Origin of the sequence: Aeromonas simiae, assembly GCF_000820125.1 — a bacterium.
Classification (GTDB): domain Bacteria; phylum Pseudomonadota; class Gammaproteobacteria; order Enterobacterales; family Aeromonadaceae; genus Aeromonas; species Aeromonas simiae.
Map to the genome: position 1 here is coordinate 42752 of NZ_CDBY01000077.1, position 25549 is coordinate 68300.

At 58.6% G+C, this 25549-nt stretch carries 25 protein-coding genes; 20 read left to right on the forward strand and 5 right to left on the reverse strand.

All coding sequences use genetic code 11. The features are described from left to right. Nucleotides 1–61: 61 nt before the first annotated feature. The 7 genes from pabC (at nt 62) to BN1134_RS15980 (ending at nt 6013) form a co-directional block, all read left to right on the forward strand. Nucleotides 62–871, forward strand: coding sequence for an aminodeoxychorismate lyase (pabC, locus tag BN1134_RS15950; RefSeq protein ID WP_042048428.1), 810 nt, complete (start codon nt 62–64; stop codon nt 869–871). Then, nucleotides 861–1862, forward strand: coding sequence for an endolytic transglycosylase MltG (gene mltG / locus BN1134_RS15955; protein WP_232300667.1), 1002 nt, complete (start codon nt 861–863; stop codon nt 1860–1862). Before pabC ends, mltG begins: the two co-directional genes overlap by 11 nt. Further along, nucleotides 1862–2488: a dTMP kinase gene (gene tmk, locus BN1134_RS15960; protein WP_042048429.1), complete on the forward strand. Its 627-nt coding sequence runs from the start codon at nt 1862–1864 to the stop codon at nt 2486–2488. Before mltG ends, tmk begins: the two co-directional genes overlap by 1 nt. Further along, nucleotides 2473–3420 (forward strand): DNA polymerase III subunit delta', encoded by a 948-nt coding sequence (gene holB / locus BN1134_RS15965; RefSeq protein ID WP_042048431.1) that lies wholly within the window; start codon nt 2473–2475, stop codon nt 3418–3420. Before tmk ends, holB begins: the two co-directional genes overlap by 16 nt. 16 nt (nt 3421–3436) lie before the next feature. Then, nucleotides 3437–4216, forward strand: a complete 780-nt coding sequence (locus BN1134_RS15970; protein ID WP_042048433.1) for a TatD family hydrolase — start codon at nt 3437–3439, stop codon at nt 4214–4216. 378 nt (nt 4217–4594) lie between these two features. Then, nucleotides 4595–5584 carry a site-specific integrase gene (locus tag BN1134_RS15975; RefSeq protein ID WP_042048469.1) on the forward strand — a complete coding sequence of 330 codons (990 nt, stop codon included), beginning with the start codon at nt 4595–4597 and terminating at the stop codon, nt 5582–5584. Nucleotides 5585–5761: 177 nt separating this feature from the next. Next, the gene (locus BN1134_RS15980; RefSeq protein ID WP_042048436.1) at nt 5762–6013 is read left to right on the forward strand and encodes a RepB family protein; all 252 of its coding nucleotides are present in this window, start codon (nt 5762–5764) and stop codon (nt 6011–6013) included. A gap of 149 nt (nt 6014–6162) precedes the next feature. Here the strand turns inward: BN1134_RS15980 and rsmF are convergent, their stop codons facing one another. From rsmF to BN1134_RS16000, 4 genes are all read right to left on the reverse strand, one after another. Further along, nucleotides 6163–7596: a 16S rRNA (cytosine(1407)-C(5))-methyltransferase RsmF gene (gene rsmF / locus BN1134_RS15985; RefSeq protein ID WP_042048437.1), complete on the reverse strand. Its 1434-nt coding sequence runs from the start codon at nt 7594–7596 to the stop codon at nt 6163–6165. Nucleotides 7597–7700: 104 nt separating this feature from the next. Beyond that, a complete protein-coding gene (locus BN1134_RS15990; protein ID WP_042048439.1) occupies nt 7701–10247 on the reverse strand; it encodes an MlaD family protein in 2547 nt (848 codons plus the stop codon). 29 nt (nt 10248–10276) lie between these two features. Then, complete coding sequence (locus BN1134_RS15995) at nt 10277–10879, reverse strand: paraquat-inducible protein A (protein ID WP_042048440.1); 603 nt, start codon at nt 10877–10879, stop codon at nt 10277–10279. Further along, nucleotides 10863–11489 (reverse strand): paraquat-inducible protein A, encoded by a 627-nt coding sequence (locus BN1134_RS16000; RefSeq protein ID WP_042048442.1) that lies wholly within the window; start codon nt 11487–11489, stop codon nt 10863–10865. Before BN1134_RS16000 ends, BN1134_RS15995 begins: the two co-directional genes overlap by 17 nt. A 153-nt stretch (nt 11490–11642) precedes the next feature. Here BN1134_RS16000 and prpB point away from each other — a divergent pair, with 153 nt between their 5' ends. The 5 genes from prpB to BN1134_RS16025 all read left to right on the forward strand — a co-directional run bounded on the left by prpB (nt 11643) and on the right by BN1134_RS16025 (nt 17005). Further along, nucleotides 11643–12536 carry a methylisocitrate lyase gene (gene prpB, locus BN1134_RS16005; protein ID WP_042048443.1) on the forward strand — a complete coding sequence of 298 codons (894 nt, stop codon included), beginning with the start codon at nt 11643–11645 and terminating at the stop codon, nt 12534–12536. 2 nt (nt 12537–12538) lie between these two features. Next, nucleotides 12539–13663 carry a bifunctional 2-methylcitrate synthase/citrate synthase gene (gene prpC / locus BN1134_RS16010; protein ID WP_042048444.1) on the forward strand — a complete coding sequence of 375 codons (1125 nt, stop codon included), beginning with the start codon at nt 12539–12541 and terminating at the stop codon, nt 13661–13663. A 9-nt stretch (nt 13664–13672) separates the two neighbouring features. Then, a complete protein-coding gene (locus BN1134_RS16015) occupies nt 13673–15118 on the forward strand; it encodes a bifunctional 2-methylcitrate dehydratase/aconitate hydratase (protein WP_042048445.1) in 1446 nt (481 codons plus the stop codon). 153 nt (nt 15119–15271) lie between these two features. After that, complete coding sequence (locus tag BN1134_RS16020) at nt 15272–15553, forward strand: YebG family protein (protein WP_042048446.1); 282 nt, start codon at nt 15272–15274, stop codon at nt 15551–15553. 195 nt (nt 15554–15748) lie between these two features. Continuing rightward, nucleotides 15749–17005 (forward strand): tyrosine-type recombinase/integrase, encoded by a 1257-nt coding sequence (locus BN1134_RS16025; RefSeq protein WP_042048470.1) that lies wholly within the window; start codon nt 15749–15751, stop codon nt 17003–17005. Here the strand turns inward: BN1134_RS16025 and BN1134_RS19780 are convergent. Beyond that, complete coding sequence (locus BN1134_RS19780) at nt 16998–17213, reverse strand: hypothetical protein (RefSeq protein ID WP_156991835.1); 216 nt, start codon at nt 17211–17213, stop codon at nt 16998–17000. The genes BN1134_RS16025 and BN1134_RS19780 overlap by 8 nt on opposite strands. Before the next feature lie 1127 nt (nt 17214–18340). On the opposite strand from BN1134_RS19780, the gene BN1134_RS16030 reads away from it, so the two are divergent. The 8 genes from BN1134_RS16030 (at nt 18341) to BN1134_RS16065 (ending at nt 25546) form a co-directional block, all read left to right on the forward strand. Continuing rightward, complete coding sequence (locus BN1134_RS16030; protein WP_042048448.1) at nt 18341–19291, forward strand: IS1595-like element ISAeca5 family transposase; 951 nt, start codon at nt 18341–18343, stop codon at nt 19289–19291. A 128-nt stretch (nt 19292–19419) separates the two neighbouring features. After that, nucleotides 19420–20280, forward strand: coding sequence for a hypothetical protein (locus tag BN1134_RS16035; protein WP_042048471.1), 861 nt, complete (start codon nt 19420–19422; stop codon nt 20278–20280). After that, on the forward strand, nt 20277–20879 hold the full coding sequence (locus BN1134_RS16040) for a PilN domain-containing protein (RefSeq protein WP_042048450.1): 603 nt from the start codon (nt 20277–20279) through the stop codon (nt 20877–20879). Before BN1134_RS16035 ends, BN1134_RS16040 begins: the two co-directional genes overlap by 4 nt. Then, nucleotides 20876–21526 (forward strand): hypothetical protein, encoded by a 651-nt coding sequence (locus tag BN1134_RS16045; protein WP_042048452.1) that lies wholly within the window; start codon nt 20876–20878, stop codon nt 21524–21526. Before BN1134_RS16040 ends, BN1134_RS16045 begins: the two co-directional genes overlap by 4 nt. A 1-nt stretch (nt 21527) precedes the next feature. Then, nucleotides 21528–21821: a SctD/MshK family protein gene (locus BN1134_RS16050; protein WP_042048454.1), complete on the forward strand. Its 294-nt coding sequence runs from the start codon at nt 21528–21530 to the stop codon at nt 21819–21821. A gap of 48 nt (nt 21822–21869) precedes the next feature. Beyond that, nucleotides 21870–23501 (forward strand): pilus (MSHA type) biogenesis protein MshL, encoded by a 1632-nt coding sequence (mshL, locus tag BN1134_RS16055; protein ID WP_042048455.1) that lies wholly within the window; start codon nt 21870–21872, stop codon nt 23499–23501. Between the two features lie 3 nt (nt 23502–23504). Continuing rightward, entirely contained in the window at nt 23505–24395 is an 891-nt protein-coding gene (locus BN1134_RS16060) for an ExeA family protein (RefSeq protein ID WP_042048456.1), read from the forward strand. Further along, complete coding sequence (locus BN1134_RS16065; RefSeq protein ID WP_042048472.1) at nt 24392–25546, forward strand: tetratricopeptide repeat protein; 1155 nt, start codon at nt 24392–24394, stop codon at nt 25544–25546. The genes BN1134_RS16060 and BN1134_RS16065 overlap by 4 nt, the downstream gene beginning before the upstream one ends. The last annotated feature ends 3 nt before the right edge of the window (nt 25547–25549 follow it).

Below are 25549 nucleotides of genomic sequence, written 5' to 3' on the forward strand. Positions count from 1 at the left end.
CTAGGGCGATCGTCATCAGGCCCGATACCCCCCGGTATCGGGCTTTTTTATCGGAGGTGTGATGACACTGGTCAACGGCAGGATGCAGGATCGGATCGACGTGCTCGACCGAGGTTTGGCCTATGGCGATGGACACTTCACCACCATGCGGGTGTGGAATGGTCGGATACAGATGTGGGATGCCCACCTCTCCCGGCTGCAACGGGGGTGTGCCAAGCTGGCGATTGATCCACCCGATTGGCAGGCATTGTCGCAGCGGGTGATGAGCCAGGTGGCGTCCATGGAGCAGGGGTGTGCCAAGTTGATGATCACCCGGGGCAGTGGCGGCCGCGGTTACGCGACGCAAGGGTGTGACGAGACCCGCTGGATCCTGACTACCTCTCCCTATCCTTCCCACTATGAGCGTTGGCAGGAGGAGGGGATTGATCTGGTAGTGTGCCAACAGGTGTTGGGGGAGTTGCCGATGTTGGCCGGCCTCAAAAGCCTCAACCGCCTCGAGCAGGTGATGTTAAAACTCGAACTTCAACAACGGGATGCGGTCGAAGGTATAGTGCTTAACACGCGCAAAGCCCTGGTCGAAGGGGTCAGTGCCAATCTGTTTTGGCGCCGCGACAAGACGGTGTTTACCCCGGATCTGACTCACAGTGGCGTCGATGGCGTCATGCGCCGCTGGGTCATGGGGGCGCTCAAAGCGATGGGTATTGAATTGCGAATCGTGGAGGCTCCATTGGAGTCTCTCTGGCATGCCGAAGAGGTGTGGCTGACCAACGCCCTGATGGGGCTGGTACCAGTCAATCGTATCGAGCAGATCCGCTATCGGCATGGCCAGCTGATTCGCCAGTTACAGGAGCGTTTGCTAATTGAAGTCTAAAGGACTCAAGCTGGCTGCCGTCGCCGTTACTCTGGCGGCGGTGATGGGCGGCATTCACGTCTACCGTCAGTATGACGCGGTAGATCAGATGAGTATCAAGGGGCCAACCCGCCTTTATACGGTCGAGAAGGGGGTGCATGCCGCCCGGGTCATCGAAGCCTTGGCCCAGGATCAACTGCCGGACTGGGCGGTGCGATTGTGGTTGCGACGTCACCCCGATCTCACCTTGATCAAGTCCGGTACCTACGAGGTCAAGGAGGGGGCGCGTCTGACCGAGGTGCTCTCGCTGTTTGCCTCGGGCAAGGAGTTCATGTTCAACATCACCTTCGTCGAGGGGTCCCGCTTCGAGGAGTGGCGCACTCAGCTCAAGAGTGCCCCCTATCTGGAGCGGATCACCCGCGAGCAATCCGACGAAGAGCTGGCGGCTGAGCTTGGCATCGAGAGCGGCAAGCTGGAAGGGTGGTTCCTGCCCGAAACCTATGCCTATACCACTCACACCACCGATCTGGCACTGCTGCGCCAAGCGCATGCCAAAATGCAACGTTTTCTGGAAGAGCAGTGGCAAAAGCGCCAGGACAAGCTGCCTTACAAGACTCCCTATGAGGCGCTGGTGATGGCGTCGATCATCGAGAAGGAGACGGCGCAGCCATCGGAACGTCCCCTGATTGCATCGGTGTTTGTTAACCGGTTGCGGTTAGGCATGAAGTTGCAGACGGATCCGACCGTGATTTACGGGGTGAAGGATCGCTATGATGGCAACATCCGCCGCAGCGATCTGACCGACAACAACCCCTATAACACCTATGTTATCAATGGCTTACCGCCCACTCCAATCGCCATGCCGAGCAAGGCGGCCATTGAGGCTGCACTCAATCCGGAGCAGAGCGATTACCTCTATTTCGTCGCCAAGGGGGGCGGGGAGCACTACTTCTCCAAGACCCTGGCAGAGCATAACAGCGCGGTACGCCAATACATTTTGAAGAAGCCCTGATGTCCAAATTTATCGTAATCGAAGGTCTGGAAGGGGCGGGCAAAAGCTCCGCCATCCGTTATGTCACCGACTGGCTGAATCGCCACGGGATCACCGATATCGAGTGTACCCGTGAGCCGGGTGGCACGCCGCTGGCAGAGAAGATGCGCGCCCTGGTGAAAGAGGTGCACGAAGAGCGCCTGACCGTGGAAGCCGAGCTGCTGCTGCTTTATGCCGCCCGGGTACAACTGGTCGAGAATCGCATCAAGCCGGCGTTGGCGCGCGGCGCCTGGGTGGTGGGCGATCGTCACAATCTCTCCTCGCAAGCGTATCAAGGCGGGGGGCGCGGCATTTCGGCGGCACTCATCGACGGGATCAAACAGGCGGTGCTCGGCGACTTCAAGCCGGACCTCACCCTCTATCTCGATATCGAGCCGGCCCTTGGCCTGACGCGGGCTCGCCATCGCGGCGCGCTGGATCGCATCGAGCAGGAGCAACTCCCCTTCTTCGAACGAACCCGTGAACGTTATCTCTCATTGGCCGATGGGGATCCCTCCATCTGCATCATCGATGCCGGCAAGACACCGGACGAGGTGAAACAGGCCATCGAAGCTGCATTGGATCACTACCTATGTATCCCTGGCTGAGAAAAGAGTGGCTCAACCTGCTGGAGGTGGCCCGCGCTGGCCGGCTCGGGCACGCCTGGCTACTGCTCGGTGATGAGGGGCTCGGTAAGGAGCAACTTGCCGATGCGCTGGCCCAGCGTCACCTCTGCCAGCAGCATGTCGACGATCAGGCCTGCGGCCACTGCCATGCCTGCCAGCTATTTAGCAAGGGCAACCATCCGGATCTCGGGCGCATCGGGGTAGAGGGCAAGAGCATCGGCATCGATCCGGTGCGTGAGATCTGCCGCCGCCTTGGTGAGAGTGCCCAGCTCGGCCGTGGCAAGGTGGTCATCATTGAAGGGGCCGAACGCATGACCGAGGCGGCGGCCAACGCCTTGCTCAAGACCCTGGAGGAGCCGGCGGGCGACAGCCTGATCTTGCTGCTGGCCAGCCAATCTTCCCGCTTGCTGCCGACCATCCTCAGTCGTTGCAACAAACACCTGTGTCCGATCCCGCCGGAGTCTGTGACGCTGCGCTGGCTGGAGGAGCAGGGGATCAGTGCTACGCAGAGCCAGGTGAGGCTCTGCCGCGGCGCTCCGCTGCGGGTCAGGCAGTACCTGGAGGAGGGGGGGGATGCCCAGCGCCGTGAGCTGCTCTCCTCCCTGTGCCGATTGCCAGAAGATCCGAGCCGGCTGGCGGCTCTGGCCTCCAGCATCAACGGCGATCTCGAGCGTCATCTGCAATGGCTGCAACTGTTGCTGGCCGATGCGCTTAAAGTGCAGGCCGGTTGTCCGGCGGCTCAGCTCAACATGCCGGATCTGGCCGACCCCGTCGGTGAGCTGGCTCGCCAGTGCTCGACCGAGCGACTGCTCGATGCACAGCAGGGGCTGCTCGCCATCCGGGAGCACTGTCAGCCGGGGCTACTGACTAATCCCATGATCCATCTTCATCAGTGGTTGTGCCGCTGGTTGTAACTTTGTCGGAATTCCTATGTTACTCGTAGATTCTCATTGTCATCTCGATCGCCTGAGTTATGGCGACAAGCAGTCCGACATGGCCAGCGTGCTGGCCAAGGCCAAGGCGCAGGAGGTGGGTTACTTTCTCTGTGTCAGTGTGACCCAACAGCAGTTCCCCTCCATGCTCCAGGCCATCGCGCCCTACCCACAGGTATTTGCCTCGTGCGGGGTGCACCCGCTCAATCAGGAGCCGGGCGTCGATGTCGATCTGCTGCGCCGCCAGGCTGCTGACCCGCGGGTGGTGGCGATCGGTGAAACCGGTCTGGATTACTACTACTCACCGGAGAACAAGACGGTGCAGCAGGAGTCATTCCGTCAACACATCCGGGTAGCGCGTGAACTTGGTAAGCCGCTCATCATCCATACCCGCGACGCCCAGGTCGATACGTTGCGGATCATGGCGGAGGAGGGGGCCGACCAGGTTGGTGGAGTGTTGCACTGTTTTACCGAGTCCCTCGAGATGGCCGAGGCGGCCATGGCGATGGGGTTCTACATCTCCATCTCCGGCATCGCCACCTTCCGCAATGCAAAGGCGTTGCAAGAGGTGGTGCGAGCGCTGCCCCTCGAGCGGCTGCTGGTTGAAACCGATGCCCCTTATCTGGCGCCGGTACCGCATCGAGGCAAAGAGAATGAACCGGCCTTCGTGCGCGACGTTGCCCAGTTTGTGGCCGATCTCAAGGAGGTGACGCTGACCGAATTGGCAGACGTCACCAGCCGTAATTTCTTTGCGCTGTTCTCCTTGGCCAAGCCCTAATTGAGCTCGATGAGAGGGGGCTATTTAGCCCCTTCTTCGTTACCTTTCCCCTCAAAGCCCATCCCTTTCCCTTTTGTTATCTCTTTCCTATTTGACCCATGCTCGTGCTCAACAACCCCTCTTATCCCTTGGAAAAAGAGTGCCCGGTCATCACAATAAACCGATTTGCTAGCTGACGAATTGAGTGGAAGACGCGACTGAATTTAAGAGAATCCACGTTGGATTGATGGGTGGTTTTACCACTATTCAAGTATCGATAATATTCATTATCGATACTTGATCTTCTTTTATGATCCGGTAGGATCCGCCGCAAGATCCAGTAAAAACATTGAGTTAGGTTTGAATCTCCCATCATCACAGACGAAAGCGGGCAGAGGGCTGCAAAGCGCCTTCGACACGCGCCTCAATCAGCGTGCCCGGCGCTTTTTACGCAGTGCCAAGGCGGGCTCAACCCTCAACGCTTATGAGGCCGATACTCGGATCTTCGTCACCTGGTGCCACTTGCAGGAGCTTGACCCACTGCACGCGACCCACCTCGATATCATGAATTTTCTCGCCGATCAGGCCGATGGGGTATTGGCCCACTGGGTGTGGCTCGACAAGGAGCGCACGAAAGGGGAGCTGCGCGATGGAGCGCCACGCAAACCGGCTACCCTGGTGCGACGTTTGGCGGGGATCCGTTACGCCTTTCGCCAGAAGGGGATAGAGCCTCTGCCTACCGAGCACAGTGAGATCAAAGAGATGATGCGAGGCATTGTGCGCCTTGGCGATAATCGCAAACAAAAAACCGGCGCCCTGACCCAGCAACCTTTGAACCAGGTGCTCGATGCCATCGATACCCGTACACTGGCTGGACTGCGTGACTACACCTTGTTGCTGCTGATGTTCTGTGGGGCGCTGCGCCGCTCAGAGGCCGCAAAGCTTGAGGTGGACGATCTCGATTTTACGCCGCACGGGGTCGTGCTGCGCATCAAGCCGAGTAAACATCAATTGCTTGAAAGCGAGATTGCGCTGGTGCCCGGTGGGCGGCATTGCCCAATTCGAGCGCTACAAAAATGGCTAAAGCAGAGTCGGATCGGCAGTGGCCCCCTGTTTCGCCGCCTGACTCGCTGGGGTACTCTGCTGCCCGATCCGCTCGGGCCACAAGGCATCAACCTGATGATAAAACGGCGCTCCGAGCTGGCCATACTGCCGCTTGAGGTGAGTGGGCACAGCCTGCGCAGAGGGTTTATCACTACCGCCGTGACGGCAGGCAAACCGCTCAACAAGATCATCGAGGTGACCCGCCATCGGGATATCCGCACCTTGCAGGAGTACTTTGATAAGGCCAACCGCTTCGATCACCACGCCATGGAGGGGTTGCTATAACAGCAAGCCCTGTCTGTTATCAGCCGATGTTTTTCGATTCATCGCGGGTAATCGCTACATTTCGCTACGGATTATATTATGGTAAATTGCAACGCTATGAATTTCATGGATAATTCGATGCCAGATCCGGAGGAGGGGGAAAGCCGCTCCTTACTCGCAATCAATGAGAGATAACAGATGACGGAGATGAACATTGACAGGGGCATTCATCCAGAAGAGCAACGCCCCGATCCTATCGATAACGCAGAGCGCCAGCGCCGCCATGTGCGCCGCAAGCAGGAGAGTCACTCCCGGTTGCAGTGCTGGATCAGCAATCGTCACATGGAAAAGTTGAGTCAACTCGGCGTGGCGCTGGAAGATTCCCAAGCGTCCCTCATCGAGCAGGCCATCGACCTGCTGTATCACGAGGAGCTCGAGCGCGAGGCATAAAAAAGCCAGGTACTAAATCCATGTACCTGGCACAGGGGAATAGGCTCTTTGCAGAGCAGTGCGCTAACCGGGTGTGCATAATTAAGGCAAGCATAGACAGCGGCCCCTGGATTTCCACTTTGGGTGGTATTTTTCAACCCGCCCGGACATCAGGCCTCAAACAGATTGCCATCGCGCACCAGATCGCGTGGCAGGCCGTTTTTCAAGCGATTGCCCACCCACTTGCCCAGCCCCAGTGTGTAGCCTTGATAGCGCACCACCACATCCCCTTTTGCGCTCTCGCCATCCGGGCGCACATCCCGTCCCATCATATACTCGCGCGCCAGCTCGGCATCGAGTTCAATGACGCCGCAAGATACGCCATCCCCATAAGCCAGCGCCCATTCGTGGGTCAGCCGATAACCCTTCTTGAAGGTCTCGGCCAGCTTGAAGCCGATCCGATCGCAGCGAATCTTGCCGATCACCCGCTCAACCTGACTCGGGAAGAGCCAGATCTCCCCTTCGCGGCCATAGAGCTCACCGCGCAGTGTGACGCCGTAATCACGTGCGATCTCCTGGCGCAGCGTGGTTGCCTCCTTGGTAGAAAGAGGGGAGAAGGGGAACTTGCCGAGTTTGCCCGGCTTGAAGATGTCGTTCGGCACACTGGCGTGTTTGCGCAGCCGCGCCACAAAAAAGCCTTCGCTGTCGTAGATCTGCGGCCAGATATGCAGATACCCCTCTTCGGTGGTGGCGCGTTCTGCCCCTGGGAACAATCCTGCAAGCGACTCAAACGAGAGGGCATCGCCAAAGCGCGCCTTGATGTGCGCGCACACCTCCTGGTTCTCCTGATGGCTCAGGGTGCAGGTGGAATAGACGATGACGCCACCGGGCTTGAGCGCATGAAAGGCGCTCTCAAGCAGCGCCTTCTGGGTGGCCGCAATGTCGTTGATGCTCTCGATGCTCCAGTTGCGCAGCGCATCCTCGTCTTTACGCACCGTGCCTTCACCCGAGCAGGGGGCATCGAGCAAGATGGCGTCGAAGGTTTCTGGCAGCCACTGGCCGAACACCCGCGCATCGAAGTGGGTCAGGGCCACGTTGGTGACGCCGCAGCGCTGGACATTGGAAAACAGCCCCTTGATCCGGCTGGCCGAAAACTCATTGGCGATCAGCATGCCACGGTTATCCATCAGCGCCGCGATCTGGGTCGTCTTGGAGCCGGGGGCCGCCGCCGCATCGAGCACCATCTCGGCCTCATCCAGCCCGGCGGCATCAAACAGGGCGGTGACCGGCATCATGGAGCTGGCCTCCTGGATGTAAAACAGGCCCGCCAGGTGCTCGGCGGTATTGCCAAGCGGCACGCTCTCGCTCTCGGGGCGGGTGAGCCAGAAACCGGTGTCGCACCAAGGCACGGGGCTGAGCTGCCAGCCGCGAGCCTCCATTCTCTCGACAAATGCCTCGACCGATATTTTCAGGGTGTTGACGCGAATGCTGCGCCGCAGCGGTCGCCGGCAACTGGCAACAAACTCATCCATCGAGAGGTGCGATGGCATGATCCGGGCAATATGATCGAGAAAGGCATCGGGAAGGTAGCTGGTTTCGTGCACTGTCGGGGTCTGCTTGTGGGGAGGTAGGAAAAAGGCGAAAATTTTAGCACAGGCTTTTGTTCGGAAAAAACAAAAAGCCCGGTATAAAACCGGGCTTTTTCACATCAGGGGCGTAGCAAGGGCTGCCATTCGAGCCAGGCCTTCTGTGCCTGGGCGTAGAGGGTGAAGCGCGCTCCCGTGCTCACCTTGTCACCAGGCTGGGGCGGGGTGTTAAAGGCGATTCCGCCAGCCAGCAGACTCTGCAGGGTCTCAACCTCTATGCTGCCGCCAGTGAGCCCCACATCGGCCTTGAGGCCAGAAACGTTCCAGAATCGGCTGTTGCTGCGCACCAGATGGGCATATTCAGGCTCGATGCTGATGCGGGTCTGCACCGCACTGCCATCACGGGCCAGCTTGACCGACTCCACCTGCCCCACCGCCACCTTGCGAAACAGGATAGGGGCGCCGACCGAGACACCGCGCAGCTCATCGCTGGTGAGCGTCAGTTTCAGCCCGCTGGGGGAGGAGATGAGGAGATCGAAACGATCCTGCTCCCCCCCTGTGCCCGGGGTCGCCTCGATATAGGCCCCCTTGATCAGAGTATCGAGGTGGGCCACACCGGCCACGCCGAGTTTGGCTTGCACCAACTGAAAACCCGCCCCCTTACGCAGGAAACGCTCGGCATAAGGCGCATCCAGCCTTGCCTTGAGCTCAACCCGGCCAAGCCCTGGGGCAAGCGTCACCTCACTGAGCTCACCGATAGTAACTCCGCGATAGCGCAGAGGTGCGCCGGCCGCGAGCCCAGGGTTGTGCTCGGTGAGCAGGGTCAGCTCACGGCTGGCGGTGCTGGCCTCTTGGCGATCGCGATAGAGGCGGTCGCTGCGCCGCTCACTGCCTGGCTGGTTTTCAAACTCGATGCCGCCGCGCAGCAGGTTGGCCAGATTGCCCACTTTGACGCGCACTCCGGCGCCTCCCACTTCGGCATCCACGGCCGGCAACAGCCAGAAACGACTGTGGTTGCTCAGCAAAGGCGCATAGAGGGCATTGACCTCAAGCTCGAGTTTGACCCCGATGGAAGAGGCCTTCATGGCGCGAACCCGGCCAGCCTCCAGTCCACGATAGAAGAGGGGCGTACCGATGCCGATCCCGTCGGCGCGCTCGCTCTCCAGCGTCCAGAGGCGGCTCTTGGCCCCCGCCACCGCTACCCGCGCCAGCTCTTCGCTTGGAAACAAGACATCCATGCGCGTGTCACCCTGTAGCATCCGAACTCCACCGCCCATCCAGGCCGAGGCGGGCAGGGCATCGACACGAACCCCCGAGAGATTGGCCTCCACTTGCAGCGGGGAGCCCTTATAGAAGCGGGCGCGCCGCAGCAGATCCCGATAGGTCGCGGCGACCGAGAGTTGCAAGCTCGCCTCCCCGGAGGAGGAAAGGTTAAGCCGCTCGATGCGCCCGATCGGGATCCCCTTGAACCAAAGCGGTCCCCCCTCCTGCAGACCGGAGAGATCCTGGGCCTGCAAGGTCAGGGTTACGCCCGGCTTGGCCGCGCGCTCAACGACGGAAATCTGTGTTGCCGGCGCTCCAGGCCGACTGTCGAGGCGCAGTACGGGCCCCGTCAGTAGACGCTCGGCATGCTTGACGCCGGAGAGGGAGAGATCCGCCCCCTCCAGCACCAACTCGCTGCGCTGGGTAATTTTGGCGGCGTGCTCGCTGGCCACCAGTGCCACCACCTGGCGCTGATCACCTTGCAGCGTGATGGGCAGCACCCGGCCAATCTCGAGCCCCTGATAGAGGATCGGCATTCCCTCGCGCAGCGGCAGATCCCCTGCGTGCAGGACAATCTGCTCACCACGCTCGGCGGCGGCCATGCTGTCATAGAGCGGGAAGCGCTGAGCCCGCTCCGCAGGGGCCGAGCTTTTCGGGGAGTCGAAGGCGATCCCGCCCCCAAGCACGGTGGAGAGGTTGCCCATCTCGACCTGCACCCCAGCCGGGCCGAGGGAGCCGCGAACCCCCCCTACATTCCAAAAGCGGCTCTCTTGCTTGATGAGGTGCTCAAAACGGCTGTCGATGACCAGATCGAGCTGCACATGCGCATCGTCCTTGTCGAGGCGGGTGTTGATGACGCTGCCCACCTCGAGCCCGCGATAGTAGACCTTGGCGCCATTGGCCACGCTGCCGAGGGTATCGCTCACCAGGTGCACCATGCGCCCCTGGGCTTGCCAACCGGGGGGAGGGCCATCGAGGGCATCGAACTGAGCGCTCAGCGGCTCACCCTCGCGCCCCGGTTGCAGGTTGATGTAGTTGCCCGAGACCAAGGTATCGAGCCCGGAGATCTCGGTCAGCGACGCCTTGGGGCTCACCAGCCAGAACTGGGAGCCCTTGCGGATGAGCGGGCGGGCCTGGCTGTCAATCTTGACCGACACGGCAATCTTCTGGCCGTCACCGGCCAGATTGAGTTCGGTCACCATGCCGACGGCCACCCCCTGATAGCGCACCTGGGTCTTGCCCGGCAGGATGCCGTTGCCCTGCTCGAAGTTGATCTGGATGCGCTGCCCGGCCTTCTGGTACTGCTGATAGAGAAATCCCCCCGCCAGCAAGGCGGCGAGGGCGGGCAGCAACCAGACCGGCGAGAGCCAGCGATGACGACGGATGACGGGTTCGGCCCCAATCATATTCACTCCTTAAACGACGAGATGGCCGCTCAGCGCGCGGCCTTGTCCCACAGCAGCCGGGGATCCAGCATCTTGGCCGATAGCATGGTCAATACCACGACACCGGCAAAGGCGGTGGCCCCTGGGCCCGCGCTCACATTGAGCAGGGTGCCTCTATCGACCAGCGCCACCATGAGGGAGATGACAAACAAGTCCAGCATCGACCAGCGGCCGATGAAGTCGATGATGCGATACATGACCAGCTGCCGCTTGCGCCGCACCGGGCGAGCACATTGCAGTTGCAGGCAGATCCAGGCCAGCCCGATGATCTTCATGATGGGCACCACGATACTGGCGACGAAGACGATGGCGGCGATACCGCTCATGTGGTTGCGAATGAGTGAGAGGATCCCGCTGAAGATGGTGTCAGCCTGCAAGGTGCCCTTGTTGTAAAAGAGCGTGATGGGCAGCAGATTGGCCGGCAGCAGCATGAAGGTGGCCAGCGCCAGCAGGCCCCAGGTCCAGGCCAGGGAGTGGGGGATGCGCGCATGCAGCGCACTGCCACAACGAGGGCAATCGGCCCCCTCACGAAATTTAACCAGCAGGCCGCAGGTGTGGCAGCGGCACAGGCCGACCTCACGGGCGCTCAGCATCGCGCGCTCCCTGGCAGGGCACCTTCTCCCAATAGGGGGAGGGGTCAAACAGGATCAACAGGGTGAGGTTGAGCAGCATCAGGATCCCAAGACTAAGCAGACCGCCACCAAGACGGGTCTCGGCAATGTCGACCAGCTTGAACAGCGCCACCAGGAAACTGACCAGATAGACCTCGAGCATGGCCCAGTGGCGAAAGGTTTCGACCGCCCTGAGCGTGATCGGCAGGATATGCCAGCGCTTGGCGAGGCCAGAGGCGAGGGCAAAGATGCCACTGAGCAATCCGACCGGGGCCAGCACCGCGCACCACAGCACCAGCCCGGCCACCCAGGGCTCGCCATCTTGAAACAGCATGGCAATGCCCCGCAGCACGTTAGCCTCGGTGTCGACACCCCCAAGGCGCATATAGAGCAAGGGTTCGAGAAAGGCGCTTGGCAATAGCAGAAAACCGGTGAGGGTCAGTGCCATCAGCTGGGAGGGACGAAACGCATAGCGCCCGTAGAGGTGCTGCCGGCAGCGGGGGCAGTGGGCATGACGCCCCAACGGCAGGCTCTGGCGCTCGATCAGCAGGTCACAGGCTGGGCAGGCGATGATGTGCTGTGGCTCGGTCATCTGGTCTGATTCAACACCTTGAAGCAATTGATGAAATTTACCCTAAAGTGGCGGCAATGTCTCTGGATGATGCGGCGTTAACCAAAAGTTGAATTGACGTTAACGTAAACGTGTAATTAGATCGACTGCATCACCGTCGTGAAAGGAGTCATGATGTCCAGCCCCTCCCGCTCGGCCGGCGCCCGCTTTCGCCAGGCCCTTCATACCGAACCACCGCTGCAGATCGTCGGCACCATCAATGCCTACATGGCCCTGATGGCCGAGCGCTGCGGTTTTCAGGCCATCTATCTTTCTGGCGCCGGGGTGGCCAACGCCTCCTTTGGCCTGCCGGATCTTGGCATGACCAGTCTCAACGATGTGCTAGCCGATGCCGAGCGGATCACCGCCGCTACCCGGCTGCCGCTGTTGGTCGATATCGATACCGGCTGGGGCGGGGCCTTTAACATCGCCCGCACCGTGCGCGCCTTCGAGCGGGCCGGCGTCGCCGCCGTGCACATAGAAGATCAGGTGGCCCAAAAGCGCTGCGGCCACCGTCCTAACAAGGCGGTGGTGACCCAAGCTGAGATGTGCGATCGCATCAAGGCCGCGGTCGATGCCCGCGAGAGCGACGAGTTCATCATCATGGCCCGCACCGACGCCCTGGCGGTGGAGGGGATCGGCAGTGCCCTGGAGCGAGCCGCGGCCTACGTGGCGGCCGGCGCCGACATGATCTTCGCCGAGGCGGTGACCGAGCTCGGCCAATATGACCTGTTCGCCCGCGCCGCCGGGGTACCCGTGCTCGCCAACATGACCGAGTTCGGCAAGACCGAACTGTTTGACAAGGCCCAGCTCGCCGCCCACGGGGTGGCCATGGTGCTCTATCCCTTGAGTGCCAGCCGCGCCGCCAATCAGGCCGCGCTCAATGTCTACCAGCACATTCGTCGCGACGGCCACCAGCGGGCCGTAGTCGACACCATGCAGACCCGGGAGGCGCTGTATGACTTCCTTGGCTACCACCACTACGAGCAGACGCTGGATCGGCTGTTCGATCGCCAAGAGGGAGAGTGACCATGGTTCAGAAAGCATTAGGAGGGGCCGGCCTGCGTGGTCAGAGCGCCGGAGAGACCCGCATCTGCACCGTGGGTAAAAGCGGCACGGGGCTCACCTACCGCGGCTACGACATCAAGGATCTGGCCGAAGGGGCGGAGTTCGAAGAGGTGGCCCATCTGCTGCTCAAGGGGCACCTGCCCTCAACCTCCGAGCTGGCCGACTACCGCGCCCGGCTGCGTAGCCTACGCGCCCTGCCGACGGCGCTGCTCGAGGTGCTGGAGCGGATCCCGGCCGATGCCCACCCCATGGATGTGCTGCGTACCGGTTGCTCCATGCTCGGCGATCTCGAGCCCGAAGCGGGTTTTGAGCACGAGCATGAGGTGGCCGATCGGCTGCTGGCCGCCTTTCCCGGCATTTTGCTCTATTGGTACCAGTTCAGCCACGAGGGAATTCGCATCTCGCTAGAGAGTGATGAAGCCTGCATCGGCGGCCATTTTCTGGCGCTGTTGCACCAGCGCGCCCCGAGCGAGCTGGCGCGCCGGGTGATGCATGTCTCTCTCATCCTCTACGCCGAGCACGAGTTCAACGCCTCTACTTTCGCCGCCCGGGTCTGCGCCTCGACCCTGTCGGACATGTTCTCCTGCGTCACCGCCGCCATCGGCACCCTGCGCGGGCCGCTACACGGAGGGGCCAACGAGGCGGCCATGGCGCTTATCGAAACCTGGCAGGACGAGGCCCAGGCGCGCCGCGAGCTGCTCGCCAAACTGGCGGCCAAGGAGAAGATCATGGGTTTTGGCCACGCCGTCTATCGCACTGCGGATCCGCGCAACCTCATCATCAAGGAGTGGTCGGCAAAACTGGCCCAGGCGGCGGGGGACGATCGCCTCTATCGGGTCTCTTGCGAGGCGGAGCGGGTGATGTGGGAGCAAAAAGAGCTGTTTCCCAACGCCGACTTCTTTCACGCCAGCGCCTATCACTACCTGGGGATCCCGACCCCGCTCTTTACCCCCATCTTTGTCTGCGCCCGGGTCACCGGCTGGTGCGCCCATATCATGGAGCAGCGCGAAAACAACCGCATCATCCGCCCCAGTGCGGATTACGTGGGGCCGGCGCCGCGCCCCTTCGTCTCACTGTCACAACGATAAGGAAATCCGATGTCTGCCAACGTCGACGTCAACCACAGGCCCGATCCGGATCACGTGCTGGTCCAGATCGCCGACTATGTCTGTCATCACCCCATCACCAGCCGTGAAGCCCTCACCACCGCCCGCTACTGCCTGATGGATACCCTCGGCTGTGGCCTGCTGGCCCTGCGCTTTCCCGAGTGCACCAAGCTCTTGGGGCCCATCGTGCCGGGCACCGTGGTGCCGCACGGAGCGCGGGTACCGGGCACCCAGCTCTGCCTCGATCCGGTCAAGGCGGCTTGGGACATCGGCGCCATCATCCGCTGGCTCGATTACAACGACACCTGGCTCGCCGCCGAGTGGGGCCACCCGTCCGATAACCTGGGCGCCATTTTGGCCACCGCCGACTGGCTGTCGCGCAGCCGGGTGGCCGAAAGTAAGGCGCCGCTCACCATGGGCGAGGTGCTGCTGGCCATGGTCAAGGCCCACGAAATTCAAGGGGTGCTGGCGCTGGAGAACGCCTTCAACCGGGTCGGGCTTGATCACGTGGTGCTGGTGAAGGTCGCCAGCACCGCCGTGGTGACCCACCTGCTGGGAGGCTCGCGCGAACAGGTGATCGATGCCGTCTCCCAGGCCTGGGTCGACGGCCAGAGCCTACGTACCTACCGCCATGCCCCCAACGCGGGATCGCGCAAAAGCTGGGCGGCTGGCGATGCCACCTCGCGCGCCGTGCGTCTGGCCCTGATCACCCTGAGCGGCGAGATGGGCTATCCGGGGGTGCTGAGCGCCCCCAAGTGGGGGTTCTATGACGTGCACTGCAAGGGCAACCCATTCACCCTGAGCCAGCCTTACGGCAGCTACGTGATGGAGAACGTGCTGTTTAAAATCAGCTACCCGGCCGAATTCCACGCCCAGACCGCGGTGGAGTGCGCCCTCAAGCTGCACGCTCAGGTGAAGGAGCGACTCGATGAGATCGATCGCATCGAGCTCACCACCCACGAGTCGGCGATCCGCATCATCAGCAAGGTGGGCGCCCTCAACAACCCGGCAGATAGGGATCACTGCCTGCAATACATGGTGGCGGTGCCGCTGCTCTTCGGCCGGCTGGTCGCCGAGGATTATGAGGACGCGCGGGCGGCCGATCCGCGCATCGACGCCCTGCGCGCCAAGATGGTGGTGCAAGAGGATGCGCGTTACAGCCGCGAATATCTCGAGGCGGACAAGCGCTCGATTGCCAACGCCATCCAGATCTTCTTCAAAGACGGCAGCCACAGCGCCAGGGTGGAGGTGGAGTACCCGGTCGGCCATCGCCGTCGCCGCGAGGAGGGCATTCCGCTCTTGGTGGAGAAGTTTGCCGCCAACCTGGCGACCCGCTTCCCGGCCAAGCGCGCCGACGCGATCCTGGCCCTGTGCCAGGACGAGGCGCATCTGGCCGCCACACCGGTACACAGCTTCATGGATATGTTGGTGATCTGAGCCGGCGCGGGTAAAGCATGTTGGAAGCGGGCCATCGGCCCGCTTTTTTTGTCCCGCCATGATAGCGCGGTGCTTGCTCCGCCCATGTAGACCGCCGTTGCCGCACTGTATGTTTATACATATACTTTAAAGCCCAATCAGAGGAGAAACCCCATGGCAGTTGAGACCCAATACGTGGTAGTCCGCGCAGGAGTGGAGAAGATGACCTTTGCCAGCAAGAAAGAGGCCGATGCCTATGACAAGCTGCTCGACATGAGTGATGAGCTGAGCCACCTGCTCGCCACCGCCCCCGTGCCCCTCGACGAGAGCCAGTGCGAACAACTGGCCCTCTATCTGGCTGAACACAAGGAGTCGCTCAGCGCCATTTTGCGCGGTGCCAAACCGGCGCCGAGCGAGCCGGCCAGTCCCAAGCGGCCCCTCAAGCAGGTCGCCTAGCCTTGAAATATGCAGATAAATGAATTTGCATTCAAAACTAGCGGATATATCCCCGATGTTTTTGCCACTAAAGTGAATTTTACGTGCATAACTCAATCATTATGCATGCCATAACCAGCTCCGAGGGTGGAATGATGAATCACCACGGGCCTCGCAGTACGAGATAGTCCCATGAAACCAGCCATGCCCCCGGCCATGCCGTTGTTCGACACCCTCCAGCACATCGAGGAGGGAAATCCCGTGGTCAATCAGTACCTGGCCACCCTGAGCCTGGAGAAGGTCAGCGATGCTGGGCTGGTGTATGAGCTGGCCGTCGACTGGTTGTTGGAGCAGCGCCACAGCGAGAACAACTACAAAACCTACCGCAGCGAGCTCACCACCTTCCTGCACTGGTGTTTTGAAAAAGAGCAAATCGAGCCAAAACTGCTGACACGGCGCATCATGCACCGCTACCTCTCGTTCTGTCAGGCGCCAGATCCGGCCCTCATCGCCTATTACAACGTGCCGCAATTTATCGACAGCAAGGAGTGGGAGGCGCGTTTACCCAATCCCGCCTGGCGCCCCTTTCTTGGCAAGCGCAGGGATGGTGCCGCCTTGCCGTACCAGCTCAGCACTCCGGCGCTCAAGACCAAGCTCGCCGTGCTCTCGGCCTTCTTCCAGTTTCTCATCCAGGAAGAGTACATGGATCGCAACCCGGCGCTGCTGCTGCAACGCAGCGCCGGCCATGGGGTGACGGGGGATGACGAGCCGGTGCAGGCCTTCACCGAACTGCAATGGTCTTTTGTGATGCAGGCCGTCGAGCAGCTGGCCATCCAGATGCCGGAGCGCCATGAGCGCAGTCTGTTTCTCATCTGCCTCATGTATGGCTGTTACCTGCGGATCTCAGAAGTGGCGGCGCGGCCTGGTTTCAGCCCCGTCATGGGACAGTTTCGCCAGGAGCGTCACAGCGGGGTATGGGGCTATTACATTCCGCGCAGCAAGGGAGGCAAGAGCCGTACCGTGGCGGTGTCGGGGGCCCTGCTTGAGGCACTCAAGCGTTATCGCCACGTTCTGGGGCTCACCCCCTTGCCGGCGCCAGGGGAGATGACCCCACTTTTTGTGCGCCACAAGGCAGCCGGCCATGGCCGAGAGCAGGGGGAGATCAATGCCAACTTGGGGATCCGTCAGCTAAGAGAGCTGGTCAACGAGGTGATCCATCACGGAGCGCGACTGGCAGAGGAGGGCGGCCTGCTGTCGGATGCCGCCGAGATGCGCGGCCTGACCGCCCATGCCATTCGCCATACCGGGATCACCCACGACATCAATATCAATCGGCGCCCGCTTTCCCATGTGCAAGCTGACGCGGGGCATGACAGCATCGACACCACCTCGCGCTATCTGCATACCCGGCAGAGCGAACGCCATGAGAGCGCCAGAGATAAGCCTCTCGATCACCTGATCATCGCTAGGTAAGAGATAACGAATCGGTGTGATACTCAGATCGTGGTGGTGGTTCATCTGAATAGTCAGAAAGGCGTTCGGCCGCTTCAAACACCAATGCCGCCATCAGGGGAGGAAGGTTGGCACTGGTGGCTCTTAACTGGCGGATCAGCTCAGCATCTGACAACGCCCAAGGGTGATCGCTATCGAAGCCGGTAGCGGCAAGGGTGTGGATCGGCATAGTGATTAGCTCCATAAGGGTATGGATTAGAATCATCAATACGCATTCACGAAGAATGCGGAGCAAAGTGACCTACTACGTCACTTTCTGTATGATCGTATCTATCTCATACTGGCATGTTGCCCAAATCAGCCATCAAATGACAGCCTGGGTTGATGTCAACACCACGAGCTTATGGGTTAGGTCCTCTCGGAGGACTAAATGCGGCTAGTTCTAGATTGTCCAAGGTATCTTTAGCTTCTGATTCTCATAGCGATTTTCAGTCTCTCCTTGTGAGCAACACAAGGGGGATACTCTACTTCCAGCTTCCGTTTAGGAATGTGTCCTAGATTACACTAGTGTCATCAAGCATACCCAAACAGTAAAAACTCGATAGAACTGACGGGGGTGTAGGATATCAGGAAGTATGGCACCAAAATCCCCTCCCTAGACTGATTACTACAGTTACAACGGTGTGATAGAAGCAAGCGGGGAGGAAACCAAAAGGACCAAGTTACGTATCTCCCATTACATAGTAGAGCCTGATAACGTTTTCACCCCCATGACATCACAACGTCATTTTCTAAAAAAGATGCCTTACCCAATACAAATAATAAATGGCAACGTTTTCTTGGTGGAAAGTTGACACAAAAACCTAAAATTCAATACCAAATGAGGACATGAAACCTTTTATTAATTAAAAATAAAGCCATGGATGATCGCGCTGGAATTTAACGCTAGGCTTTTATTGTTTATTGGGTTTATGTATCGCGCAACTAATTGTGTGTAGTGGCATTGTGTGGCGTCGACGATAATTTAAAACCTTTTTAGATTTTTATGGATGTAAAAATCTTATGTGTTCATCCATGTGATAATGCTCACGTTTTTATATGTTAGGTCACTAATTTAAAAGTTCTTAATGGAACTACATGAAACACTTGGTTACAATGCGCACCAATCTAATGAGATTGCTTTTTTATTTTAGTTGTAAGTGTTTGCGTGTATTTTCCTACACATAAGAAAGGTAGTGAATAAGCTCACAACTCGGACATTAAATGGACGTAAATCATAACGGAACCTGATTACCCATGATTAGCAGTCACCACGAGCTATACTGATCTTACGTACAGTTACTGAGGTGCGAGATCATGGCCAAAAGCAAAGTCCAATTCCAGAAAGGCTACAGCCTGTTTGATTTTTTCAAGGACTATGGCACTGAGGCTCAGTGCGAAAACGCGCTGCTCGCTTGGCGTTTTCCGAACGGTTTCATCTGTCCTGAGTGCGCCAACAAGACCTGCTGTCGCCTGAAAAGTCGGCCACGCGTGCTGCAATGCAATAACTGCCGTCACCAGATGTCATTGACTGGAAACACGATTTTTGCAAACACCAAACTCCCACTGACCAAGTGGTTTCTGGCGATGCACCTGCTGTCACAGACCAAAACTGGCTTGTCAGCGATGGAGCTAAAGCGCCAGTTGGACGTCAAATATGACACCGCCTGGATGCTCAAGCACAAGCTGCTGCAAGCCATGAAAGAGTCCGATGACAAGCAGCCCATCAGCGGCATCATTCAGCTCGATGATGTCTACTGGGGTGGAGAGCGCCGTGGTGGCAAACGAGGTCGCGGCGCGGCAGGCAAGACGCCGTTTGTGGCAGCAGTAGACCTGAACAAGGAAGGGCATCCAATCAAGATGCGGATGACGGTGGTCGATGGTTTCAAAACCAACGTCATTGCTGATTGGGCAAAACGGCATCTTGCTAGTGGTAGCGCGGTGATATACGATGGATTGGCCTGTTTCAAAGCGGTCAAGGAGGCCAATTGTGAGCACCTGGGTGTTGTCACCGGGGGCAACCTTGATTTGCTGGATCATCCGGCATTCAACTGGGTAAACACGATGATAGGGAATGTGAAGAACTCGCTGCGGGGCAGTTGTCATAAGCTCGGAGCGAAGCATTTACCAAGGCATCTTGCTGAATACTGCTTCCGGTTTAATCATCGTTTTGACCTCAAGAGTATGTTTGTTGAATTGGGGCATGCAGTCGTGGCAAGCCCTCCGATGCCATATCGGCTCTTGAAGCTGGCTGAGGGTCATGGGTAATCAGGTAACGGAAAAATAATTTCATCATCATTGGCTAACTGACAGAAAAAATATAAGTATAAAAAGGCGTGAGCATGTTTATAAGTGTTCATGTTTATATATATTTATTTATGACGCAAAGGTTAAGCATGTTTAAATTTTTTTCAAAGAAAAAAACTCTTGGCCGAGTAGGGTTGTTATTCAATCACTCTCACATTCGGTTAGTCAGTGATGATGCAACACCTATTTTTCACTCCCATCCGGCGATTTCACCTCAGGAGTGGGGCGCTGCCTTGTCAGAGCTTTTCCTTCGCCATCCTATCGCTCATCGCCAAATTAACATCACATTAGCTGCCGGTTTTTATCAACAAGTGCAGATAGATAAACCCGTTGTGACAGAAGATGAAATGGCAGGTGCCATTGCATGGGCGGTCAAAGACTTTGTCACCGAACCGATACATCAATTGGTCATGGATTATGTCGATTTACCCGTGCCGACTCAGGGGCAGGATCGGGTCAGTGTGACGCTGGTGCCGCGCGCTCGAATTCAGAGCCTGGTTGATGCTATCAGCCCACATGCGGCCATCGAGCGTATCACCACGGAAGAATTTGCGCTGGCCAGATTATTTCCGCTCGATGACGTTGCCAGGGTCTTGTTGTGGCAACCCACCGGGAGCGATCTGCAACTGCTGGTTTTTCGTCAGAGAAGCGTCTGCTTCTCCCGCTCTCTGCGCGGTTTTAAACATCTTTCATCGTCAGCACTTTCCCCTGAGGAGCTTGACACCCTGGCCCTGGAGGTGCAGCGCTCCCTCGCCTACCTGCAAGGGCAGCTCAAACTTCCCGAATGTGGCGCCATGCAAGTTGCGATCAGCTCTCCGGTACTGGGTGATTTAGTGCGTCATTTAGAACAGGCATTCAGCTTTACCGTATCCGCCATGGCTAATCCTGCCATTTTGACGGGTATTGATTACCTGCCCGCCTATGCAGTGCTGCAGGAGCGTGCCGAGTGAAAACAGAAATCAACCTTTATACCAGTGAATTTCAGCCAAAACGGCAGCTCTTTAGCCTGACTCACATGGTGTGGCTGTGGGGCTCGGTGCTCCTGGTTCTGTCGGCCATTGGGCTCTATTCGTACTGGCTTTTAATCATTCAGAGTGAGCAAGCGCTGGCCCTAAAAAATGACCTGACCTCAGCTCAAAATGAGATCATTCGTTTAAATGAGAAGTTAGAAAATCATAAGGCATCCCCCATCTTGCTCGCTGAATTAAAGGAGAAGCAGATTCAAGTAGCAGGGTGGCAATTGATGTTGCAACGCCTGGATGAACTCGCTCCAGAGAAAGTGGGTAGCTATGCTGGCTTAATGATGGATTTAACTCAAATAAAAAACAATCAATTAAGTTTATATGGCATCCAGGTTATTGAAGGTGAAATTAACCTTGCAGGTGTAGCTCATAGCAGCCAAGACGTACCGGCTTGGGTGGATCGTTTTAAAGAGACCCATGCGCTCCAAGGAAAACAGTTTACTGAAATGGAGTTAGTGCGCGATGAACAAGGGCATTTACATTTTAGTCTCACCGGAATCCCTCAAGAGAAGAATGAAAAGCGATGAGTACTTGGCGTGAACAGTGGAAAACCTTAAGCGACAAGGTCAGTAATTTGTCTACTCGAGAGCGTGGATTGATGTTACTGGCTGGGACAGCATTGCTCTCATGGTCGCTTTATGACTTCTGGCTTTTCCCACAGCAAGAGCAGTGGAACAGGGAGCAACTGCGCATCGAACAGATGGGTCGGGATATTCAAGCTGCCCAGCTCGAAATAGATGTATTGCGTATCAAGCTCGCTAAAGACCCAGATCAGGATGTGAGAGAGCAATTGGCGCTACTTGCGCAGCGTTTGCAGGAGCTGAGCAATCAATTAAAGGCACAGACAATAGATCTTATCCCAGCAGAAGAGATGCCAGGAGCCCTGCACTCCCTGCTTGCTCAGGGTCATAACTTGCATATAGAGGGAATAAAAAGCATTCCCCCCACACCGCTTTTGCCTGCGCAGCAGCAACCGAATCTGTACCGCCATGAAATACAGATGGAGTTCTCGGGTGGTTATTTCGATGTGTATCGCTATTTGCGGGCACTGGAAAACCTGCCTCGCCACTTTTATTGGCGCCACTTTGATTATCGGGTGGATCAATGGCCTCGCGCGACAGTGTTGCTGACGGTCTACACCCTGAGCAGCAGCAAGGAGTTTATCCGTGGCTAATATGCTGGCCGTACTGGGGGTATTGAGTGCATTGGCCCCCCTGCAAGACCCCACCATGCCGCTGGTGATGCCTGAACTCCAGCATGGTCAAGAGAGGGTGGCAAGCCAGCCTCGATTGCAAAGCGTCATCCTCGGCAGTGGCCCTGCGATAGCCGTCCTCGATGGCAAGGGATATCGCCATGGAGAGGAAGTGGCCGGTTGGCGCGTGCTCAGTATCGGTCTTAACCGGGTTGAGTTGGGCCGGGAGAACGAACGTCTCTCTCTCTCGCTTTTTGGCAACAGTATTGTTCGATAAGCCTGCCACGACGGCGGTTTTGAATAATGGTAAGTGGATGGATCACCAATGAAATTACACCAATGTGGCTTACTTGTGCTGGCTCTGACCACGGTCGGGTGCAGCTATCGTCATCCCGAGCCCAAGGAAGCAAAGGAAGCCCTGAAAGAGGCGCGTCAGGCCTCCTTGAATTCGGTGAAACTGCCCTCTGCAGTGCAAAACGAACTGCTGGCAATGCCCAAGCCTGAATTTGCCAGAACGGTCGTGCCTGAGCGCTTAATGAAAATTGCGGCGCAAGACGTGGAAGCGGCCAATTTCTTCGGCTCCCTCTTTAAGGGCTCCCGTTACAGTGTGGCGGTACACCCCGGCGTCTCGGGCCTCATTACCCTCGAGCTTAAAGACGTCACCCTGTCGGAAACCCTCAAGACCGTGGCCGACATGTACGGCTTTGACATTCAACGCCGAGGCAACGTGTACCACGTTTATCCGGCCGGACTGCGCACTGAGACCATACCGGTCAACTACCTGATGCTCTCACGTAAAGGGTTGTCACGCACCGCCGTGGCCACAGGGGGAATGACCAGCTCCGATGATGAAGACTCCAGCAATAGCAGCGGTAGCAGTAGCTCGTCGAGTGGTGACAGCAAGACCAGTACCAACGGCACCAAGATTGAGACCGAGAGCGAGTCCAACTTCTGGCGAGAGCTACAACTGGCCCTGCAAGCGCTGATTGGTAATGGTGATGGCCGCTCTGTCATCAGCAGTCCACAGGCCGGCCTCGTGACAGTTCGCGCTTATCCGTCAGAAATCAAAGCGGTACAGGCGTTCCTCACCCAATCCGAGCAGCACCTGAAGCGTCAGGTCGTGCTGGAGGCGCGGATCCTGGAAGTCTCCCTCAACGAAGGGTACGAGCAAGGGGTCGATTGGAGCGGCTTGTCGGCCAGCTGGGATGGTGGCAAGGGCGTGACCGGCGGCGGGACGCTGGGCGGGGGACTGTTCGGCACCAGCAACTCGGTCTTCAACACCATTGGAGGAGGGGCCGGCTTTAAGATCTCCGACGGCAACTTTAACGTCGCGGTCAGTCTGCTCAAGACCCAAGGGGATGTGAACACCCTCTCCAGCCCCAGAGTCACGGCAACCAACAACCAGAAGGCGGTGATCAAGGTAGGTACTGACGAGTACTTCGTGACCAAGGCCTCCACCACCATCACCACCAGCTCGTCGGGCGTGTCGGATAAGACCCCCAACGTCGAGTTGACCCCGTTCTTCTCCGGCATCGCGCTGGATGTGACCCCGCAGATAGACGATCAGGGCAGGGTACTGCTGCACATTCACCCGTCGGTGATCGATACCGAAGAGCAGAAGAAGAGCATCGACATGGGGACATCGGGCGGCGTACTCGAACTGCCGCTGGCTCGCAGCTCCATCCGGGAGTCCGACACCGTCGTGCAGGCCAACAATGGCGACATCATCGTGATTGGCGGGCTGATGAAGACCAACCAGCAGGAGATTGTCAGCAAGGTGCCGCTGCTGGGTGACATCCCCTGGTTCGGAGAGGCCTTCACCAACCGCAACATGAAGAATCAGAAAGTCGAGCTGGTGATCATGCTCAAGCCCACCGTGGTGGAGGCAGACACCTGGCAGCGTGAATTGCAACGTTCCAGTGAACTGCTGGAGAAGTGGTACCCGACAGGGAGCTAAGACATGTATCTCGACCATCTCGGCTTACATGAAGCACCGTTCACACTTCCCCCTCATCCTGGCTTCTATTTCGGGTTGCCAGCTCATGAGGAGGCCCTGCAAGTATTGCGTTGGGCAATTGGGCAGGGAGAGGGCTTCATCAAGGTCACCGGTGAAGTCGGCACAGGAAAAACCTTGCTGTGCCGCAAGCTGATGGAGGAGGGGAACCTAGGGGATCAAGAGGTCCGTTATGCCTGGCTACCCAACCCCCATTTGCTCCCCTGTGAGCTGAAAAGCGCGCTGGCCAGCGCGCTGGATATGCCGAGACCGGAGGGGTGGCAGCAGGATCTCACCGGCCTGCTCCATCAGCACCTCATTCAATTACAACAGGCTGGGGTACGGGTGGTGGTGGTGATGGATGAGGCTCAGGCGCTACCCGACTACACCCTGGAAGCGCTGCGGCTGCTCGGCAATCTCGACTCGAAGTCGCACCAGTTACTGCAAGTCGTGCTGTTTGGTCAGCCCGAGCTCAACCGCCGTTTGGCAGAGGACAATCTGCGCCAGCTGCGTCAGCGGATCGCCTTTGCCTGCGCCTTGCGGCCCCTGTGCAGGGAGGAGGCGCAAGCCTACGTGGAGCATCGCCTTTACACCGCCGGCTATCGGGGAGCCCCCCTGTTTACGAAGCTGGCCCACCACCACCTCTGGCGGGCAGCCAGAGGGGTGCCGCGGCTGCTCAACATCTTGGCGCACAAGAGCATGATGCTGGCGTATGGCGGAGGCGAGCGCCTCATCACGCCTCGCCTTGTGAGTGAAGCCATTCGAGATACGGAAGATACCCGCCTGGCGTCGGGTTGGCGTCAGTGGTTGCAAGGAAGCGTTCACGCCATGTTCTCGATATGGGGGAAAAACGGGTGAGTGTGATCAACAAAATGCTCAAAGAGCTGGAAGCCCGTCGGCACAATGCCGGGGATCGCACGCGCTATCAGCCGCCGGTGCCTCAGTTGATGTGGATCTGGCTGCTGCTCGTCATGGTTGCGATGAGTGGAACCCTGTTTTTTACCTGGCGCACGTGGCAGCAGTGGCACGAGAAGAGCACGCACTATGAGCCGGTGGCGTTTCGTAGTGATCCTGTCTTTGACCGCCCCGCCTCTACTGGCGTGGCGCCCACCATTGCAGCCGAGGGCAATCAGGGCGTTGCCGTCAGTGCCTCGGCCGCCACCGAGGTTAACCGCACCAAGGCGCCGGCCCCCTCCGCTCAGGTAGAGGAGAGCGATCAAGTAGAAGAGAGCGATCTCAGTACCGCAGTGCCTGCCGGCGAGTCGGCAGAGGAGTATTACGCCAGGCTGGATGCCGCATTACAGCCCGAGCGTCAGGAAGAGGACGCGCTGGCAAGCAGCATGCTCGAAGGAGTGGCCGAGGAGGTCTCCGCAGATAGCCAACCTGAGCCCCAGCTCACGATTGAAACGGTGGAGCTTTCCGCTCATCAACGGGGCGATCTGACCGAGCAACGGGCCAATGCCGCATTGGCGCGCGGCGATACCCGAGAAGCCGAACGGCTGCTGGCCGAGCGGCTCAACGAACAACCGGAGAACACCCAGATCCGTAAGCAGCTGGCCGCCATGTTCTATGGACAAAGCCGCATGGGGGAGGCCTATCGCCTGCTGGAGGAGGGGGTAAGCCTGCAACCAAGCCAACCCGATTTTCGTCTGATGCTGGCCCGGTTGTCCCTGGCCAAGCAGCAGCCCGTGCGGGCGATGGAGTGGCTCTCCGGCACCGAGCCCATGGTGGCCATGAACATGGATTACTACGCCATGCTGGCTGCCCTGGCGCAGGAGCTGGGCCAACCGATCCGGGCCCGAAAAGTCTATCTGGATTTACTGCAATACCGGCCCTCCGAGGGGCGCTGGTGGATGGGGCTGGGTGTGGCGGAAGAGGCGCTGGGTAAGCGCCAAGCCGCGCGGGATGCCTATCAAACAGCCCAACTGCACGGTGGATTGAGCGAAGCCAGTAACGACTGGCTGACACAGCGTATTGCCGAGCTGGCCGACACGGCTGAGGCAGAGTAAGGA